We start from the raw sequence: 20346 nt of genomic DNA, 5'->3' as shown, positions 1-20346 counted from the left end.
GAAATATGCTAAACTACGGAGCACTGCGCCCAAGCCATACTTCTGCATCTTACCTATAGTATACGATATGGTGAAAGTTTATACTATGTAGAATTGTTACACTTTTGCACAAAACCTCCGAAAAAGTGTACTATAAATCACATTTTAACATAGAAAGATGAATAATTCATCTTTCTTAAGGGCATTAACTAACGTACCTTAATAAGTGACTTACTTATAGCGCTATAAAAACTAATGGCTTAATTGTTAATACTATAAGAGCTAAAACAAAATTGTATTGTACATAAAAAACGCACGCCCTCCATAGGAGAACGTGCGTGTGTGAAGCTTTCACAAAATCATTCAATCTAGACAATCCTAAACTAATCAACAGTGTACTCGTCTGTAGGATTCAATTATTTACCGCCCCAAATAAGTTGGAATACAGCGTACGCAGGCGTACCTGGCTCAACTTTACGGCTATTTTTATTAACTTGTTCCTCTTTCACAACATAACCTTGTGGGTTATAAAGAGTCACCTTAAGATCCTTAACTTCCCGTTTTTTATGATTGAACTCTTCAGTCACGATGTAGTGGTAACCTTCATAGTCCATAGCTTTAATGTCCATTACCGCTTTTTTATCATCTTTTTTAACGGAATCATTGTCGATAGACCAAGTAACACCATTACTATCAGTGCCTACTGTATACCAATTAGCCGCATCAACACTACCAATACCGCCGATTAATAATGCGCCTGCTGCCAAAACAGCTGCCAATGTTTTTTTCATATTAATACCTCTCAAAGAAAATATAAAAATATACAAACTAGTATATAAGGGAAAACTAAATGTTATATGAAAACTATCTCTATCAACCCACAACATGGTAATTCATCTTCTCTTAATTTCGAAAGAAGCGATAGAAATTCGGCATAAGTTGAGTAACTAACTCTGTCGGTTCATATAAAACAAACTTCTTCACTTTTCTTGCTTTCAATAACTTTGCATCTTTTAAAATTTGTAAGTGTCTCGATACACTTGAATCAGTCATTAATAAAATTTGTGCTAAAGACTGCGTCGTACATGGTTTCTCCAAAACATAGTTCATAATTTGTAGCCGCACTGAATCACTCAACGCTTTAAAAATAGTAACTAATTCCTCCGGCGTGGAGTTATAGTAACTTGGTTGCTCCATAATATCATAAGTAACAGCAATTCCTTGATTAAAAGGTTCAACAAACAGATGTGGCCAAATAAAATAGCTTGGTAACAACATAATAGAATCGCTATCCTTTAAATGAATCTCTTGGTCAAAAGGTTTAATAATGGATAAGACATCTTTTTCCCAATGGATTCGATCAATTTGTAAATGATTAAACATCTCTATAAAACCTTTTTCCCTCAAAAATGAAGATTGCTTTTGTATTTCAATTAAAAGCTTTTGCTCAATTGATTTTTCTTTCCAAGTATCATCAAAAATTGATTTTCTATACCAATCAATAAAAGAAAAAAGTCTCCTGTAAACACTTGTAGCATTTCGTCTCAAATCTTTAAGCAATTGATCATTTTCATTTAAAGAAAAATCTTTCCACTCTAGTCCTTTAGCTAATGTTGGAATAAAGGCATTTTCTCTATCATCTACTATTCTCTCCAAATACTCAATTAATCGAATAGTCGAATAATTAGCAAGAAATTCCTTTAAATTTTGTATTTCCTCTTCAATCGTTGTCATATGAGAGCGAAAATTACAAAGCAAAATAGGAGAGACCCCAAGTTCATAAAAAAGTTGGAAATAATGAAGATTCTCATAAAATTCTTCAGTAAGTTTATCTTGTATCTCAATCACCCAGTCAATATTAGTTCCATGATGGCGAGGATTTAGAAGAACATGTAAACTTCTAAAAAGTTCGTTTAGAGGGGAATACACAAATTGTATTCTTTGTATCAACGTTTCATTTGTTTTCAAAGCATAATCGCTAAACCGAATTCTAATAGCCATAAACATCCTCCTGAACGATTCGATATTTTTTGAATCGTTTGATTATAGACTTTAGACTTATTATATTATACTTAATAGTTTTAAAAAAAAGGAGAAATTTTTATGAATAAACAATTGCAAGATTTACTCATAACAATTGTTGCAGGTATGGGAATGTTATTATCCACTCTTGATACAGGAATTATCAATATAGCATTACCCTTTTTAAAAGAACAGTTTCAAACTTCAACTGATATTGCAGCCTTCACAATAACTGGTTATACTTTAGCTTTAGCTATCTCTATCCTACCTTTAGGCGTATTAAGCGATAAATTTGGAAAATTAAAAATTTCGTATTTAGGATTCGTGCTTTTTGGTCTAAGTTCTTTATTTTGTGGCTTAATTAACAATATCAGTTTATTGATTATTGGACGAATTTTTCAAGGCATAGGAGCCGCTGCTTTACAAGCTACTTCTGCCGCACTAATTACAACTTTAGTGTCTGAAAAACGTAAAAATAGCTCTATTGGTATCCTAGGAATTATGATTGGTCTAGGCCCCATCCTAGGGCCTTCTTTAGGCGGGATTATACTTTCTTTAAGTTTCTGGCAACTTATTTTTTTAATAAATATTCCTTTTGTAATTCTCGGAATTGCATGTAATAATTTCCTTCTCAATAAACTCTCCGAAAAAAACAACAAACGACAATTAGATATGCTTGGAATTACTATAAACACTCTCATGTTAGTTTCTCTCTTATTAGGATTATCTTTATTAAACAAATCACATCTATTTGTAATTGGTATAATCCTGATACTATCCAGCTTGTTGCTCGGAATTATATTTTACTATGTGGAACTTAATAACAAACACGCGCTTATCGATATCAAAGGATTAAAAAATAATCCTCAAGTAATCTCTTACCTCTTTCAAACAGTTACTTTCGGTTTTACCTCCGCAATGATCTTTTTACTTCCCCCCTTCATTTTTGAACAATCATATCATCTAGAAATTGGGCAAACTGGATTTCTTGTTCTAGGAGCTCCTACAGGGCTGGTACTTTTTTCAAGAATATCCAGTAAAATCAATAACGGCAATAAAAATAAGCTATTCAGCCATATTGGTCTAAGTATTATTCTCATATCCTTGATTTTTCTCTTACTAATCAATCCTAACTGGCCTTATCAACTCTTAACATTAGGATTATTCATCTACGGTATTGGTGGAGGATACTTTCAACCTGCTAATATTGCCAGTATTATGCAAGCCAGTCCTATGGAAATCCAAGGAAGTACAGGAGCTTTGCAGCGAATGCTGCAAAATGTTGCGATTTCAATCGGTTCAGCTGTTGGTGCAACTTGCTTAAATCTTTGGTCAAATGATTTATTATTAGCAACTCGAATTGGTTGGGGAATTACACTAATTCTGGTTATTATAAGCTTAAAAGAAGTAATTAAATTTTCCCATCATAATAGTTAATACAATCTAATCCAGAGGCTGTAATTAAAACTTAGTTTTAATTACAGCCTCTTTGTCATATCTATTCAATAACACACCTACCTAAAACAAAAGCACACTCACCTTGGAATATTCCCTCTGTATGGAAAAAATGAATCTAACACGATTGAATATGGATATTCGCCCTGTAAGAGTACTAATGATATAGAAAACCTCGAACTACTCTGAAAACGACTTAGCTCACTTTTTCTCCCTAGGAAGTCTAGCAAGGCCCCTAATGGAATTAAATAATCCAACGGATTTGAAAGCTGATATTCGCCCTGTAAGAGTACTAATGATATAAAAAGCCCCGAACTATTCTGGAACCGACTTAGGTCACTATGGAGGCTTTCAGGATAGTTCGGGGCTACTTATACGTTCTGAGTATCTAAATAGACAGAGCGAATATCAGCTTCTATTAAATTGTTGGATTATTTCCCCCATAGGGCCTGCATAACTTCCGCCCCCATGGTATCTGGTTCAATTTTCGTAGGTTTTTGTGCTTCTTTACTGGATAGCAATGCTATACCAGCATTGCTATATACTGTTGTATCAAGTTCTGTCCATGTTTTTTCTTTACGATCGATTCGAACTGTGTAGATATATGTAAAGCCTTCAACATTGTTAATTTTAACAAGTACTGTAGCCGCATCATCTGTTTTATATACAGAAGAGTTGTCAATAAACCATGCCGCATCGTCAGCATCAGCATCGATATAGTACCAGTCAGCAGCACTAGCTTGACCAAAGCCACCTACAAAGAAAACCCCTGCTGCAAACATAGCAGCTAACCATTTTTTCATTTTTAAACTCCTCAACACTAGAGGCGACCATCTAAGATGGTCGCCCATGGTTACTTAATAGTTATATAGTGTTTTATATTATTCTACTTCTTCTTCGATTTCAGCGCCTGGAATAACAGCAATACTAGCTACCTTATCACCTTCGTCGAGATTTTGTGTTTTCACACCAGAGATAGCTTTGCCCTTCTTCACAGCGATGTCATTCATATTGAAGCGGATGATTTTGCCTTGCTCAGAAATAAGCATAACTTCATCATCATTATGAACAACCTCTACGGCTACTACATCGCCGGTTTTGTTCGTAATCTTGAAGTTCTTAGAGCCTTTACCACCGCGTTTTTGTAATGTGTAAGCTTCCGCATCATTACGTTTACCAAAACCTTCTTCAGAGATAGTAAACACTTGTGCTTCACTTTCATCAGTATTAAGAACACCAGCACCTACAACCACGTCGCCTGCATTGAGTTTAATGCCGCGCACGCCGTGAGCTGCCCGTTTCATGAGGCGCACATCATGTTCGCTGAAGCGAATAGCGATACCCAACTTAGTGCCAATCAAGATATCTTGGTTGCCAGTCGTTACGTTAACGGAAATCAAACGATCGCCTTCGTCGAGATTAATTGCATTGAGGCCAGAACGACGGATATTACGGTATTCTTCAATAGCCGTACGTTTTACAACGCCGAACTCAGTGACCATGAATAAATTTACATCTTCATGAACCCGTTCAAGATCGATCATAGTCGTAACGGATTCGCCTACCGCGAGTGGCAATACGTTAACCATAGCGGTACCGCGAGAGTTACGAGAGCCTGCTTCCGGCACTTCGTATGCCTTGAGGCGATATGCACGGCCTGTAGATGTGAAGAATAACAATGTATTATGGGTCCGCACATGCATAATTTGCGTTACATAATCATCTTCCTTCGTCTTCATGCCGATAACGCCAGCGCCGCCTTTATGTTGGTTGCGATATACGTTCGCGTTCATCCGTTTGATATAACCTTGCTTAGTCAAGGTAATCACCATCTCTTCGTCAGCGATGAGGTCTTCTACATCAAGGTCGGATGTGTCGATGGTGATTTCAGAACGACGAGGGTCGCCGTATTTCTTCTTCATATCATCGAGTTCGTCTTTGATGATTTGACGTTGACGCGCTTCGCTAGCCAAGATAGCTTTCAAATCTTCGATCAATGCCAATAATTCCTTGTATTCCTCTTCGATTTTCTCGCGTTCCAAGCCTGTTAAACGGCGTAAACGCATATCGAGGATGGCTACCGCTTGTTTCTCTGAAAGCCCGAATTTTTGCATTAATGCATTGCGTGCAATTTCGTCAGTTTGAGAACTGCGGATTGTAGCAATTACTTCATCGATGTGGTCGAGGGCAATCAACAAGCCTTCCAAGATATGAGCACGTGCTTCGGCTTTGTTAAGCTCGAATTGAGTACGGCGTACGATAACATCTAGACGATGATCTAGGTAGTAACCCAATACTTCTTTCAAATTCAATACACGAGGATGTCCATCTACGAGAGCTAGCATAATCACGCCGAATGTTTCTTGAAGTTGAGTGTGTTTATATAATTTGTTGAGTACGATATCTGGTTGAACATCAGCGCGCAATTCGATAACGATGCGCATACCTTGACGGTCAGATTCATCGCGAAGTGCTGTGATGCCATCGATGACCTTGTCACGGCTCAAGTTCGCAATGGTTTCGATAACACGAGCCTTATTCACTTGGTACGGAATCTCAGTCACTACGATTTTATGCTTGCCCTTAGACATCTCTTCGATGGTCGCACGAGCACGCATTTTAACGCTACCACGACCTGTAGAATACGCTTTTTTGATGCCTTCTCGGCCCAAAATGAGCGCTCCAGTCGGGAAGTCTGGACCTTTAATAGCGGTCATCAATTCATCTACAGTCACATCCGGATTGTCGATGAGCATCGCTAGGCCATTACATACCTCGTTGAGGTTATGTGGTGGAATATTTGTCGCCATCCCTACGGCGATACCGCTGGAACCATTGATGAGAAGATTAGGAATCTTCGCTGGCAATACAGTTGGTTCTTGCAAGCTTTCATCATAGTTCGGCATGAAATCAACAGTTTCCTTGTCGATATCGGCAAGCATTTCCGTTGTAATCTTCGCCATACGTACTTCGGTATAACGCATCGCAGCGGCACTATCGCCGTCGATAGAGCCAAAGTTACCGTGGCCGTCCACCAACAGGTAACGGGTATTGAAATCCTGCGCCAAACGAACCGTCGCGTCGTAAACGGAGCTATCCCCATGTGGATGATACTTACCGAGTACGTCACCGACGATACGAGCGGATTTCTTGTACGGTTTATTTGGCGTCATGCCTGTTTCGTGCATCGCGTACAAAATACGACGATGTACTGGTTTCAAGCCATCGCGCACATCTGGAAGCGCACGCATAACGATTACGGACATTGCATAATCGATGTACGCATTCTTCATTTCTTTATCAATCTGAACGGGATGAATATTCCCGTGGGACCATTGTTGGTCTGCCACAATCTCACCTCATTTTACTAACACTGATACTAATTCATCATATAATTATAGCATTTTTAAGGGTTTAAAGCTATATTTTATGAAAGCATCTATACGTTCATTATTTTTTATATTGCTCTAACTTAGCTGCAGTTTTAATATCCTCAGAAAACTTAAAAATTAAATCAGAAACTAGATTATGTAATTCTACGTATTCTGAGATGCTAGAAACACCTGACAAACGCTCTATACGCTCTCCATGAGCAACTTTATTTCTATTTTCTAATAGTCGCTCATTTATAATATTTCCTTTTAACTCATATTCTGTAGAGTCCAGTGATAAACAAGCAGCAATTTCCTTAAAAATTTCTATTTTTAAGTTACTATTAGTTTTAATAACGTTTTTGTAAGGTATCTTAGATTGCTCTTCTTGCTTTAAAAATATACTCCTTACAAATTGGTTATGTAATGATGCTTTTTGACTTGCATCAAATTGTACAAATTCGTGCTTCATTGTTATTGCTAAAAAACTATCTTTTAATTCTTTATAATAAAGATGTTGATTAGCAACATAATTTAAATAATATTCAGCTAAAGACTTAATTGCACCTTCCCAATGTGCATATAACATAGCAAGGCCCATTCTAATAAAACGACTCTGCTCAGCTTCAATAAAATTTCTAGATTCCTCAACATTAAACTTTAGAGCACTTAACTCCTTTTTCCGCCAAGATAGCTCCGAGTCAATTTTATCTATTAAGGCATCTAAATCAACAATCTTCATTTCTAAAGATTCCTCTCCCCAATAAAGTTAATGCCTTAAATCTCGGTATAGCTCGTGAACCACTTTGAGTATTTGCAATATATTCATCATTAGTATATATAGATCTAATTATATCTCTAATATGATCTTGTGGCATGTCTTCTACCATGTCTAAGTTATAAAAAATCCCAGTTGCAATACACTGAAATGCAGATACTAAAAAAGCTCCTCTATGTCTATCCTCACTATACTTTCTAAACGAATCATCTTCTAGTATTTCATTTAAAATTTTGAACGTTTTATCAAATCTTATTTTAATATCTTCATATGTTTCACTAGCTATCTGATTTACCAAATTAATTGTTTCCTTATCAAGTAGCTCTTTTAGATCTAAATATCTATCTAATGTATTGAAATCAATATATTGTGCAATCAATAATCGTAAAATCAATTCAAGCTTAAACTGTTCATCTTCCTTACGATTACTTATGTTTACACAAGTATTAAAATCATTATTCTTAGATAATCCAATTAAAAATGAATAAAAATCGCGATTCGTCATTATTATCAAGCAGTTTCTAACCTCTTGATCAGATAGACTTGTGCCACCTGTATTTAAGCGTTGAAATAGCTCATATTTAGTATTAGGGTCACTCTCTTTTTTCACAATAATAACATCTATTCTTGATCGTTTAAATGCTAATTGTTGTTCCTTATTAAATGATTTTTCAGGGTTCTCCTTATTATCCCATAACATATCTTCAAAAGATGGCAAGTAATCAGTTTTAAGTAGTTTTAAAGGAGCAAGTTTCACTCCAGCATCATCTTTAAAAAAACCAACAAATTGAAAAATAGTAGATAGTCGTTGAACACCATCAATAACATCCCAAACTCCTTGCTCATTTTGACTTACAAAGATTGATGGTATCGGTATATTCAACATTATGGATTCTATCAGTCTCGTTTTCTGAGCATCACTCCACCGAAAAACTCTTTGAAATTCTGGATGTATATCCATCTCACCATCTCTATATAGATTTATAAGCTCTCCTATTGACATCTGATATGAATCTCTATATATTTTACTTGATTTTTCAATAATTTCATCTTGAAGGCTCATAATAGCACATACTCCTTAATACAAACTTATACATAACAATTAAGTTTAATTATCTAATTTCAAAAGCTCAGCTTCTAAAAAAATAGTTTCAGATTGGGTGAGTCCATATAAGTTATAAATTACTTCATCAGTAATAGATGTGTTATCTATTGTTTTTAAAATTTCAATATCAGGAACCGAAAAGTTTTTTATCATATTCTTTGCAGTAGAGTAATATCCACTACTATATGGTTTTGAAACTCTACTTATATAAAAATGAAATAATTTAGATTCCAATAGTCTACCTATTGCTAATAAAACTTTATAATTTTCATGGAAAATAGCATATCCTGCTGCAAACACTTCATCATCACTATTAGATAAATGAGTTGATAACTGCCCTGAAATATATGGTAAATATAATCTTGGTCCATATTGGTTTAAACCTTGAGAGCGTCCATATAAATACCAATACTCCATTTTACTATCTACTTTTCTTAAAGATAATTCATCTTTAAATACTTCAAGATACTCTAATGCATAAGGAAATTGCTCGCGCATTTGATCTGGTGTTATTGAACATACTGTTTGTGTAACACTATTGTACTTATATGGAAATATAATTCTTAAGTTTGGGTCCTGTTTCTTTATATTAGGCAAGACACAAGGTCTAGTTATTAATTTCTCAACTTTATACTCATAATCATCTTTCATAAAATAATAATATTTGTTATCTTGATACGTATATGAAAACATATAAATATTATTTCTTTGAGTGGCTACACCATTTTTAAAACTAAAGTCATTTAACTTAAAACTGAATTTATTCTCTAGCTTATTTACAATGATTTCATCTTGTCCCGACAATAACTGCCAAGAATCTGTAGGATCAATATATTCCCAATTAAAATCGTCTTTTATCGAATCCTCTGAATAATTTGTAAGAAATTGAATTCTATTAATTTCTCCAGATTTTATTTTTTTTCTGAAAATTGTAATAGCTGAGTAATGTAAAACCTTATCAAATACAAGACTCCCCTCAAAGTCTATTAATTTGATTTCACTCGTCTGATTAATCAAATATTTTCTCAATTTTTTACCATTTAAACTTCTAAAGAATGAGTTTGGAGTTATAAAGCAGCACACTCCTCCAGGCTTTATCATCCGTATAGCTATCTCAAAAAACACTATATAAATATCAGGATTCCCATAAACAGTATCAGAGAATCTTTTTAATAAAGCTTTGGATTCCTGGTCAATTAATTTTGATCCGATATAAGGAGGATTAGAAATTATAATATCAAACTTATCAACCCCTATCGTATCCTTTAAGTTATCAAAATCAATACTTAATGAATTCATGCAGAGAATATTAATTCTATCTGGTACAGATTGATTAATCTCAAATGCTAATAATAGTAACATTAATTTACAAACTTCAACATTCTCTTTTAACTTATCAATGCCATAAAGATATTTCTCAATAATTATCTTAATATTTAAATCTTTTTTTTTGATAAGCTCTCGTGCTAACCGAATCAATAGTATTCCACTACCAACCGCAGGATCTAAAATAAATGGCCTTCTTATATTATTTTCTAATAAAACTTGCTCAGCCATAAGCTTTGTAGTGGTTAAAGGTGTAAAATAGACTCCATTTCTTTTCTTACAGTCAGATGAGAATAAATTATTCAAAGAATACGCCATTTCTTCTACGGTATCATATTCCTTGCCAATCATTCCGTTGATATTAATATCACAATCTATCAATGAATCTATAATTTGATTCATTTTTTTTAAGAACTTATCATTTGGCGTTATATTTTTTCGCTCCAAATATTTTAATAAAATCTGTCTTAACAAATTAGAGTCCTTCCTCTATTAATAATCTTATGAAACGAATATCTTCTTCTGATATCTTATAAAGATAATTAATTTTCCTATTAATGCTCTCCAATATTTTATCTAATCGATTTCTATGATAAATGAACTTATCTCCTACAGAGCCTTTTAACAACTCAATTGATTTAATGATTTCATCAAAATTACTTGCCAATAAATTGATATCCTCATACTTCAATTTAGGGATTGGAACCTTCTCTAAAAATTGTTTATTCATTTTTAGATATCCATCAGAAGCTTCTGCAGCATAAATATATGCAAAAGAGTTAAATATCTCTGAATTTAATATAACACATAATGCTTTTAAATATTGTTCATCATCATTCTGATCCATTATAGTACTTATATTTGAATTATCTCCAAAAACGCACCCAGAAGTAAATGATGCAATAACATTACGACCGGTCATAGGTACAAAAACTTTTGGCCGAGCAAAAGAATTTAGTTTAGTTTCTCTTGTATATCGATAAAATTCATTTTTATTATCTACACGAGCGGTCTTACTATAAAGATCTATATGGTTAAGATACTTATATCCATATGGATAATTAACTTTTATTGACTCTAAAGGTATCAATTTACCAAACTTATCATAAGGAAATAATATAAAAACACTAAATTGTTCATCAATCAGAAATGGCTGGGGATGCTCATTTCTATATAATGGCTTTAAGAGACCGGTTTCTATAATCACTTCTTCATCTCTTCGATTTTTACATCTTATAAGATTATCTGAAATCTGATCAATTTTAGAGAGGAAATAAAATTTAGAATCCAAAACCTGTGGGCCTACACCAATATTTATATTGCCTATATCTTTAAGCTCTATTAGATGTTCACCTTTACACCATTTATCGAAAAAAAAGAATTCCTTATAAGACCAATTAGACTTATCTAAATTATCATTATCGACAATAACCATCTTTGATTCATCAAGTAAAATATCTTCAATATTATTTCTCTCTTTATTCACTTCTCCTGAGTGATAATAGTATTCTACTGACTCTTTTACCCTATCCATATCAGAAATTAAGCAAGCTATATACGTTAGTCGGCTTTTAAATAATTTATTAGCTTGAAATTCATGAATTTCGGTTAAACATCCATTTTCTTTTAAAAACTCTCTAATTGCAGCGCCATACTTTGTTTTGAAGAATCTTTTTTGGATAATAAATCCAGCCCTCCCATTTTGGGCTAATAAGCAATAAAATCTCTTTACAAAAAACATAGATAAATCGAGTTTATCTGACAGGTTATAATTCTCTTTAAGATATTTCCAAGTCTCGGGCCAAAGCTTTTTAAAATGCTTTGGCTCAACATAAGGTGGGTTTGTAACAAGATAGCTAAAACCACCGCTTTTCATAACATCAGGAAATAACGCTTCAATATTTGTAGGAATTTGATCTATCAATTCTTCAGTAGGTAACTGCGCCAATTCATCAACTATCGTATTTCCAAGACAAAAATTTTGAGATATATTGCTAAGAATCTGCTTAAATGGTTCAGTAATTACATATCCGCTAGTGACTAATTTTAACGCAATTGTCATCTTTAAGACTTCTAATGCAGTTAAATTAATATCAATACCATAAAGACAATTTTGTATTATAAGTTTAACATCCTCAACAGTGACCGTTTTATAGTTTGTAATCGCCTTATATTTTTCTACTAATTTATCCATAGAAGATAATATAAATGTTCCACTTCCCACACAAGGATCCAATATCTTTATATCAAATAATTCTTTTAATTTAGTTACATTATCTAAAAGAATTGTCTTATCACATATATATTTAGACAAAACCGAAGGAGTTGGTACAGTGCCCTCAGGACTTAAGGCCGAAAACAGACTAGTCACAACTCCATCATTTATACAAAGTTGTTTGCCAAGAAAAACATCATATATTTCAGCTAAGAATTCTGATTTTATAACATCAAATCTATATGGGCTATCAATAGTAATAGCCTGTATAAAATCCTCAAATAAAGCATTATCTAACTTAAATGCTGGCAAGACTTCTGAAAAAATTGCCCCATCATACTTTTCATAATAATCAGTATTTGCTTTATCTACAAATTCAACCCAGAAATTTTTACATGATAAAAAAGAGTAAAGAGTGCCCCTAACCTCAATATTTAAATCCTCTAGTATTCTAATAAATAAAATTCTATTAATTATTATCTGTACATAATAATTAAGCTTCGTATTACTTATATCTGGAGTATTTTTATATATACCTTCTCCAAGTTTGACACGAAATCGATCTAATAATATAAAAAAACTTTCATCTAAAGTACGATATAAATTACCTACTTTTTTATCACTAAATAAATATTCTAGATCAGAAAAAGAATTATAAATAAAGTTCTTGGAAAGGTATCTTGAATACCTATCATACTCATTAATTAAATCATCAATAGTAAATAATATTGTCCTATATTGTGGATCCTGATTAATATGAGGTTCAAAACTTGTATCATAAACACAAAACTCGCGGAAATTTGTTACGATCCCTATCGGTAATCCTTTAGACCAAGAGTATGACCTGATTTGAAAAGCTATTTCATAGCTATCTTTGAAATTAACATCACTACTCTTAGCTTCAATAAAAAGACGCCCTATACCATCTTTACAAAGTAAATAGTCAGGTCTACGATGTTTACTATTTATAAAATTTAATTTATCTTCTGCCAATCCCTGTAATATTAATTCTTCTACAACTTCATTAGGGTTAGAAATATTCCAACCTAAAATCTCAAGTAATTTATTTATATACCCACTTCTAATTTTTTCTTCACTAATATAAGAATTTTGACTTTCAATATAACTATCAAAATCAGCCTTTAGTTTTTCTATCTTATATATAGGATATAAGTCATTCATAAATTACCTCAACCAAATATAAAACTTAACACTAACTTCCCAATTATCTTTAGCCAACCTAAAAAATACTTACAATCTCTTACTTTATAATTTATATCTATCTACATCCTAGATAATATTTATTCAATAATATAGTCATCATAATTATACAATTAATGAGCCGCATGTTGTATCATATGATCTAAAATGCTAACAAAATCTCGTTCTACAGCCGAAGTGTCGTTACCAGTACTACCAATACCTGTTAGCATGGTTTCTTTCCAATCATTTTTTGCCATAAATCGAAAGGCGATTAAATACTTAGCTTTTGTTTTGTCCGCTTCTCCTTTTGGTAGATAATAAAAGCCTACGCTTCTATCAGAACGAGGGTGCAATAACGCTGGGTTGTCTTGCGGTTTATACAGGCTATATATAGATTTCATAAAGGTTAGAATATCTCCACCCTTTACAGATTCGTCTACAAAGATAATCTCATCATATGTGAATAGAGATATCTTATTAGTACCTGCTACACGTGTCGCTTTAGACTTAGCTAGCTCCAAGGCTTCCTCGTGCGTCGCCATCCGCATGCCATACTGCTTAGCACGTTCCACTAACGAACCATTCAAATGAACTAAATACGCTTGTGAATACGCAAAATCCGCATCATTTTTTCGCTCGCCACCAGGGGCCGGCAATGTTGGCCGCTTGACTACAGAATTTGTAGTAAAAGAAATACCATTACTTTCATCATAAAACACATACACATTTCGCTGGAATGGCTTCTCCTTCTCCACCACAGATGACTGAAGAACAAGATTCGGATGCACAACTGAGAACTCTTTCTCCACGCTAGACTTGATATCCTCTGGTGTAGCAGGATCACCATTCTCCGTCGTCCAAATGAAAGAACAACCACTCAACACAACACTACAAACACCAACGATACCTAACAACACAAACTTAACAAACAACCTCATACACAAAACCTCCCCTCTCTCTATGTAGAAACTATAGAATGAATATGCTAGGATAACTATGGATAGGACTATATTATTATTGATGGGACACCTCTATAGCTAGTGTTTTAAAAAGTGCTATTACCTATTGATGAGCGACTTAGGTCACTATGGAGCGAAGAGATAGGTAATAGCACTTTTTAATTAATTACGTATATAGTTCTCGGGCCCCATCAATAATAATTACCTATTAACTAGTTCATCTAGCATATTCATCCTGTAATTTTCTATTACGTTCATAAATTTTTTATTGTGTATCGGATTTTCACTCATTCCGAATAGATGGCTATTGCATTCACAGTCGCTACACCCAAAGTTCGGTACATTCCATTCCGCAATAGCTCGCACCGCATCAGCAAGAGCACATTCTACGTCAATTTTGGTTAAATCTACATCTGTGCTTTCACGAGCAGCCGGAGCATCGTCAGAGAGTTTACCTTTACCCCATTCCTGAGCAGAAATTGTCATAGCCTGCGGCCTCCCACTAGTACGAATCGGCAAGCCCGCTATCATTGCACAGTGACCGCGGAAGTAATCTAGATGCCAATGCATTTTCTTACGTTTTCTTTTATGACGTTCAATGCGTTTTGTTAAATTTGCCTTCGCAGAGCCTACGTACATATAGTAACCAGGTTTGAAATGCATCATCCCTTTAGAACCGATTTCGAGATCTAAATCGTGATCAAGGTGCATGACCATCACATACACGCCACTATCATGAGCCTCTGTGTCGAGGATATAACTAGGATAGGAACATTCATGTGTCACCGTAGGCATGGTGAAAGTCTCATCCCACGCCACAGCAACGGCTTTCCAATCTAATGAGGGTGCCACCTCTTTAAAGGTTTTGGCAAATTCCAAATCCGTATGATAATCTGGCAAGAACCACTGCGCTTGGTCCCATTGTACGAGGAATAGAACACCCGTGTGGTAGCCTTCATTTTGTAATTCTTTCAGATGCAATAAGTGCTTGCAGCCTCGCTCTGTAATAGCATCAGGGAACATGGCTCCCGTCTTGGAGAACAAGGTACAAGACTTAACCTCCAATAAAAACTCATCCCCCTTATCATTGGTGAGGAGCAAATCAAAGCGAGATGATGTGCCGTGTAGTTTAACCGTATACTCCCGTCTCACTACGCACCACTCCTCCCAACCAGGGATACGTTTATTTTCAATCAAATGTTGCGCCACATCGTTGCTGTAGTTTGTATCGAGCATGATAACAACGCCATCGCGCTCGATGCCTACCACGCGATATTTCGTCTTTGCATCCGGCTTGTCGTGAGGCACGATGTACATCGTTACCCCCGTAAACAAGAGCTCCCACATGCGGCCCGGATTTGGCAAATGAGCGAATACACTTTCACCATTCAAATCTAAAGTCACCACAAAACGGTTCGGGCGACCTATATATGTTGCTTTTAAAATAGTATCGTAAAGGACTTTCATCGTTTCTCCTACATCAAGAACATTCTATATGTCTATTATACGATATGTAACCTTGGGTTTCATCTGTAAACAGTATCGTATATAATGATAGTTAATAAACAATCAATAATTAATATTAAAAAAGTTCTATTTTTGTAGCTTGAGTTACATTATTGTTTGTTAAAATGGTTTATACTAAGAGCGTCGGGTCAGTATTCTAAATACCCATACTGATCATTACGCCGGGTTTTGATGAGGCATCGCCTAGTTGATCTCATCCCACTTGTCCGTATATATGTGCGAAGCTTTCACAAAACCCTAGGGCGTAAATAATTAATATATAAAGAATTTTATAGATTAACTAAGTAGTTTTAGCCACTATTCTCCGCAGAGAGGGCTCGAGAAAGGATTTAATATGGCACAAATTGCAGCAAATTTACAACGCATAAAAAACGGTCAACGCCGTTATGCAATTACACCTCGCGTTCCTGCAGGTTTCATTCAACCAGATCAATTACAAAAATATATCGACGTAGCGAATGAGTTCGGCGCTGTTCTTAAATTAACTGGCAGCCAACGCATTATGATTACGAATTTGAAAGCAGAAGACGTAGATAAAGTATGGGAAATGCTTGGCATGGAGCCAGCGTACACTGTGTCCAACCGCGTGCGCAGCGTAAAAATCTGCCCAGGTACTACCTTCTGTAAACGCGCTAAACAAGACAGCGTACACCTTGGCATGCAAATTGAACGCAAATATTTATCTCTTGAAATGCCAAGTAAAATGAAGATCGGCGTGTCCGGTTGTCCAAACTCTTGTACTGAAAGCCGCATGAAAGATGTAGGCGTTATCGGTACTGTAGATGGTTGGAATGTATACGCTGGCGGTAGCGGCGGCGCGCATCCTCGCATCGGCGACCTCATCGCAGAAGTTAAAACAGAAAAAGAAGCTCTTGCATTAGTTGATCGAATCATCGCATACTATAAAGAAAACGCACAAATCGAACGCATGGGCGAATTCATCGACCGCATTGGTTTAGAGGCTTTCAAAGTAGCTGTATTGGGCGACCTTGAAGGGGCTCCAGCTGAAAGCAAATCCGAAGAACCAGCTGTGTTCTTGCCTGGTCAAGGTAACGATCCTGAAGTAGAAGCACCACGTCTCGAAGCAGGTTCCCCTATCACTCCAGACACAATTATTCGCGACATCGTTGAAACCTACCCACATGTTGTACCTGTATTACAAGGTATTGGTATGGGCTGCTTAGGTTGCCCATCTGCAACAGCTGAGCCATTATGGCAAGCCGCAGAAATCCACGGTTTTAATGTATACGATTTAGTAGAGAAATTAGAAACAGCACGAAAAGGAGCTTAATATGTCCGCATTCTTAGGTCACATCCATTACTGGTTATATCGCAAAATTCAATTGCTCGTTGAGCGTGAAAATTTGATTTTAGAAAAAACTTCTAAAGTTGTTGATGATTTGACGGAGGAACTACACTCCATCTCCGTAGATACATACGGCGAGCCAATTAATCCAAGCATTCCCTTGGAAAATATCATCGACCATGGCAATATTCACGGCTGGTTAGCTAACCAAATCAACATTGCTTCCGTTCGTGAAGCAGCTTTCATCAAAGATATGCTCGACACAAATTCCGGCGATGAAGCAGTACACGTAGTAACCGCTATTCTAGATGCCTTTGCAGTACAAGGCCAAGCATGTGGCGTTGTGGCTCAAGATAACCTTGAAGAACACACTGCACCAGCGATTTACAATGCGTTACAAAACTTCTACGTAAATGGCATGCCTTGCGATGGTGGTGACCAAGTGGTTTCTGAAAGCCCAGATGAATTTACCTGGGTTGGCGACCACAGATTACAAGCAGGCTACTGGCGTACAGCGGGCGTTGACCCTAAATTCATGGCATTAGCCTACCAAACATGGTTCGAAGCTTTTGTAAAAGCTATCGATCCAGCCTTTGAACTTGTAACGACTGAAGAAAACGGCATACGTTTATATACAATTAAGAAAAAATAAATCCATAACAGTTCGTTTGATTAAGAAAATATAAACGGATGAAAATGGACGAAAAAACGAACGTAACATGTTACGTTCGTTTTTTATATAGTAAATATATCGTTGTATATTTAATTAATCTTTATATATCCAATCTACCAACATTTACTCCACCCTATTTTACTCAATATAGGTAAAAAAAGCATACAATGTTGAATGTAACATATTTTTTCAAAACTGTAGCTATAGGCACAGCATTGATAAGCAATATCATTTATAATATAATCATAAGGTAATTACACAATGTAAAATTAAGTGTTAGCGTAAGCTTTCAGAACATAAAAAGCTAGAATTAGGAGGTCTATTATGGCAGGCACAGTTAATCAAGAATTAGGTTTATTATTCCAAGGTCCTAACTATGTAATCGTAAAAAAAGGCGGCAAAGCTGGTGAAAAGGTGGAAAAACACAACCACCCAGAAGCTAATGTCATTTTTACAGTAGTAAAAGGTAAAGTACAAGTACTTCTTAACGAAACTGAAGAACATGTACTCGTACCAGGTCAAGTATTGGAATTCAACGGCGATAACTACATCCAAGCAACACTTGTAGAAGACAGCGAATTCGTTGTAAACCTCATTCACAAACCTGAATAAAATACCAAAGGACAGTTGATACAAGCAACTGTCCTTTTTATATGGTGAAGGAGTTATAAGTTGTAAATTCCCCCACATCAAAGCGTTTCGTATGACCTGGTGCAGGAACACAGTCTGAATGAGGGTAACCAATTGGGAAGATGGCTACAGGAATGATATTATCAGGCAAAGCATAAGCTTCCCGCACTTTAGCAGGATCAAAGTGAGCAATCCACGTTGTGCCTAAACCGATATCGGCTACGGTAAATATAATGTGAGAGCCTACAATGCTGGCATCTACAACGCCTAAGTCTTCATCGTCGTATTCCCGCTTCCAGCTCACCGTATTATCGTAACAAACAATGATTGCCAACGGTGCATTAAAGTGACCATTTGTGCAGCCTTTTAATTTGTTTAAGCTCTCTTCAGTATTTAATACAAGCAGTCTTTGCGGCTGGTAGTTATGAGCCGTAGGTGCTAATCTAGCTACTTCTAACAAAATATCAACCTTCTCTTGCTCCACTGGTCGAGTATCGAATTTTCGAACCGAATACCGCTCTGTGGCTAATGCTTTAAATTCTTTCATTAGATCTCACTCCTTTATCGGATTTATCAAAATATATTTTAAACAGTAAGTATCTTATATAATAAATAACCCCCTATCTGATTACTCAGTTAGGGGGTTTTGTGCTTATTATTTTTTAAGACGGCTAATTACTTCGTTAGTAATGTTTTCGATTTTGCTGTTTGCGTCAGCAGCACGAATTGTGTATGGATCATCCAATACTACGTCCATTTGTTTTTCAACACGGATAGCTTCAACAGTGTTATGAATTGCTTGCATCATAGGTTGAGCAATTTTATTGATTTCTTCGTTTTCTTTTTGAAGCAATGGAGCTACAGTTTTGTTGAATTCTGCTTCTGCTTGTGCAGAGTCTTTAATCTTTTCAATTTCTTGTACTTTTTTTTCAATTTGTGGACGGTATTGAGCGTCTACTTGTTGCATTTTCATATCTAATGCACCATAGCCAGGGTAGCTATTTACTACTTGGCTCATATTTACTAAGCCAATGTTAGCAGCACTTGCTACTGCAGCAGTAGCAGACATAGCACCAACGATAGCTAAGGTAGTCAATTTTTTAGATAATTTCATCTGAAATCCTCCTCGATTAAAAGTGTCACTATACAATCCAATAGTGTACTATTTTTACTATAGCAAATCTTGCTAAATTTCACAAGACTATGATAAATAGCATAATAAAACCCTATGAACTACTTATGAAAGTTATTAGAACTTAAAATAATACCCACAAGCATACTCTGAGACCCTTAAAGCAGTCGATACAGACATATTCAGAATACACATGTGGGCATTTCGGCTTTCACCAATTATTTATAATTTGTCATCAAATAATGGTTTATTATTCACCGAATTATTGTTCATCATTTAAATAGATGTATTTATCGGATTTCAATTTAGATACAAGATCAGGCACCAACCCGATAAGGCGATCAAAGCTGCTGCTGTAAGGGTTGCCCTTAATATTGAACAATTCGATGCGGTCACCTTTAATAACAAGGATTGCACTTGGTTCCATTTTGGCACCACCGCCACCGCCGCCAGATTCTTGGCTTTTATTGGCTGTGCAGTGGTTTGTACCAGTACCGAAGCCAAAGGTTACATCAACAAATGGAACGAGTGTAGTATCGCCGATTTGCACAGCTTCACCAACTACAGTTTCCACTTTAATCATATTTTTAAACTTCTCGAATAGGACTTCCAAATTCTCTTTTACATTACTGTTCTCCATCACAGTACCTCCGCTTTTTGTGAAA

At 35.5% G+C, this 20346-nt stretch carries 17 protein-coding genes; 4 read left to right on the top strand and 13 right to left on the bottom strand.

Annotation, left to right across the window (positions count from 1 at the left end; genetic code table 11):
* Window positions 1-395: 395 nt before the first annotated feature.
* On the bottom strand, window positions 396-770 hold the full coding sequence (locus tag KH286_RS03190) for a hypothetical protein (RefSeq protein ID WP_004694437.1): 375 nt from the start codon (window positions 768-770) through the stop codon (window positions 396-398).
* Window positions 771-882: 112 nt separating this feature from the next.
* The gene (locus KH286_RS03185) at window positions 883-1980 is read right to left on the bottom strand and encodes an ArsR/SmtB family transcription factor (RefSeq protein WP_278617602.1); all 1098 of its coding nucleotides are present in this window, start codon (window positions 1978-1980) and stop codon (window positions 883-885) included.
* Window positions 1981-2082: 102 nt separating this feature from the next.
* Between KH286_RS03185 and KH286_RS03180 the strand changes: the two genes are divergently transcribed.
* The gene (locus KH286_RS03180; protein ID WP_278617601.1) at window positions 2083-3438 is read left to right on the top strand and encodes an MFS transporter; all 1356 of its coding nucleotides are present in this window, start codon (window positions 2083-2085) and stop codon (window positions 3436-3438) included.
* A gap of 449 nt (window positions 3439-3887) precedes the next feature.
* Here KH286_RS03180 and KH286_RS03175 read toward each other — a convergent pair whose 3' ends face one another.
* The 8 genes from KH286_RS03175 to sfsA form a co-directional block, all read right to left on the bottom strand.
* A complete protein-coding gene (locus KH286_RS03175; RefSeq protein ID WP_004694430.1) occupies window positions 3888-4259 on the bottom strand; it encodes a hypothetical protein in 372 nt (123 codons plus the stop codon).
* 78 nt (window positions 4260-4337) lie between these two features.
* On the bottom strand, window positions 4338-6806 hold the full coding sequence (gene gyrA, locus KH286_RS03170; protein ID WP_039965176.1) for a DNA gyrase subunit A: 2469 nt from the start codon (window positions 6804-6806) through the stop codon (window positions 4338-4340).
* Between the two features lie 100 nt (window positions 6807-6906).
* Window positions 6907-7569 (bottom strand): MAE_28990/MAE_18760 family HEPN-like nuclease, encoded by a 663-nt coding sequence (locus KH286_RS03165; protein WP_120055185.1) that lies wholly within the window; start codon window positions 7567-7569, stop codon window positions 6907-6909.
* A complete protein-coding gene (locus KH286_RS03160; RefSeq protein WP_120055187.1) occupies window positions 7556-8668 on the bottom strand; it encodes a DUF262 domain-containing protein in 1113 nt (370 codons plus the stop codon). The genes KH286_RS03165 and KH286_RS03160 overlap by 14 nt, the downstream gene beginning before the upstream one ends.
* Window positions 8669-8713: 45 nt before the next feature.
* Window positions 8714-10510: an HsdM family class I SAM-dependent methyltransferase gene (locus tag KH286_RS03155; protein WP_207798784.1), complete on the bottom strand. Its 1797-nt coding sequence runs from the start codon at window positions 10508-10510 to the stop codon at window positions 8714-8716.
* A gap of 1 nt (window position 10511) precedes the next feature.
* Window positions 10512-13433: an Eco57I restriction-modification methylase domain-containing protein gene (locus KH286_RS03150; RefSeq protein WP_120055189.1), complete on the bottom strand. Its 2922-nt coding sequence runs from the start codon at window positions 13431-13433 to the stop codon at window positions 10512-10514.
* 152 nt (window positions 13434-13585) lie between these two features.
* A complete protein-coding gene (locus KH286_RS03145; RefSeq protein ID WP_278617600.1) occupies window positions 13586-14392 on the bottom strand; it encodes a hypothetical protein in 807 nt (268 codons plus the stop codon).
* 222 nt (window positions 14393-14614) lie between these two features.
* Window positions 14615-15880, bottom strand: coding sequence for a DNA/RNA nuclease SfsA (gene sfsA, locus KH286_RS03140; protein ID WP_278617599.1), 1266 nt, complete (start codon window positions 15878-15880; stop codon window positions 14615-14617).
* A gap of 394 nt (window positions 15881-16274) precedes the next feature.
* Between sfsA and KH286_RS03135 the strand changes: the two genes are divergently transcribed.
* The 3 genes from KH286_RS03135 (at window position 16275) to KH286_RS03125 (ending at window position 18531) form a co-directional block, all read left to right on the top strand.
* Entirely contained in the window at window positions 16275-17231 is a 957-nt protein-coding gene (locus tag KH286_RS03135; protein ID WP_278617598.1) for a DUF1858 domain-containing protein, read from the top strand.
* Between the two features lies 1 nt (window position 17232).
* Window positions 17233-17898, top strand: a complete 666-nt coding sequence (locus tag KH286_RS03130; protein WP_278617597.1) for a hypothetical protein — start codon at window positions 17233-17235, stop codon at window positions 17896-17898.
* 345 nt (window positions 17899-18243) lie between these two features.
* A complete protein-coding gene (locus tag KH286_RS03125) occupies window positions 18244-18531 on the top strand; it encodes a cupin domain-containing protein (protein ID WP_155085745.1) in 288 nt (95 codons plus the stop codon).
* 37 nt (window positions 18532-18568) lie between these two features.
* Here KH286_RS03125 and KH286_RS03120 read toward each other — a convergent pair whose 3' ends face one another.
* The 3 genes from KH286_RS03120 to KH286_RS03110 form a co-directional block, all read right to left on the bottom strand.
* A complete protein-coding gene (locus tag KH286_RS03120; RefSeq protein WP_195213402.1) occupies window positions 18569-19096 on the bottom strand; it encodes a nitroreductase family protein in 528 nt (175 codons plus the stop codon).
* Between the two features lie 108 nt (window positions 19097-19204).
* Window positions 19205-19663 carry an OmpH family outer membrane protein gene (locus KH286_RS03115; RefSeq protein WP_004698051.1) on the bottom strand — a complete coding sequence of 153 codons (459 nt, stop codon included), beginning with the start codon at window positions 19661-19663 and terminating at the stop codon, window positions 19205-19207.
* Between the two features lie 280 nt (window positions 19664-19943).
* The gene (locus tag KH286_RS03110; protein ID WP_004698027.1) at window positions 19944-20321 is read right to left on the bottom strand and encodes a GerW family sporulation protein; all 378 of its coding nucleotides are present in this window, start codon (window positions 20319-20321) and stop codon (window positions 19944-19946) included.
* Window positions 20322-20346: the final 25 nt, after the last annotated feature.

The sequence above is a fragment of the Veillonella parvula genome, assembly GCF_018378075.1.
Classification (GTDB): domain Bacteria; phylum Bacillota; class Negativicutes; order Veillonellales; family Veillonellaceae; genus Veillonella; species Veillonella parvula_K.
This window is presented reverse-complemented; position numbering and strand designations above follow the sequence as displayed.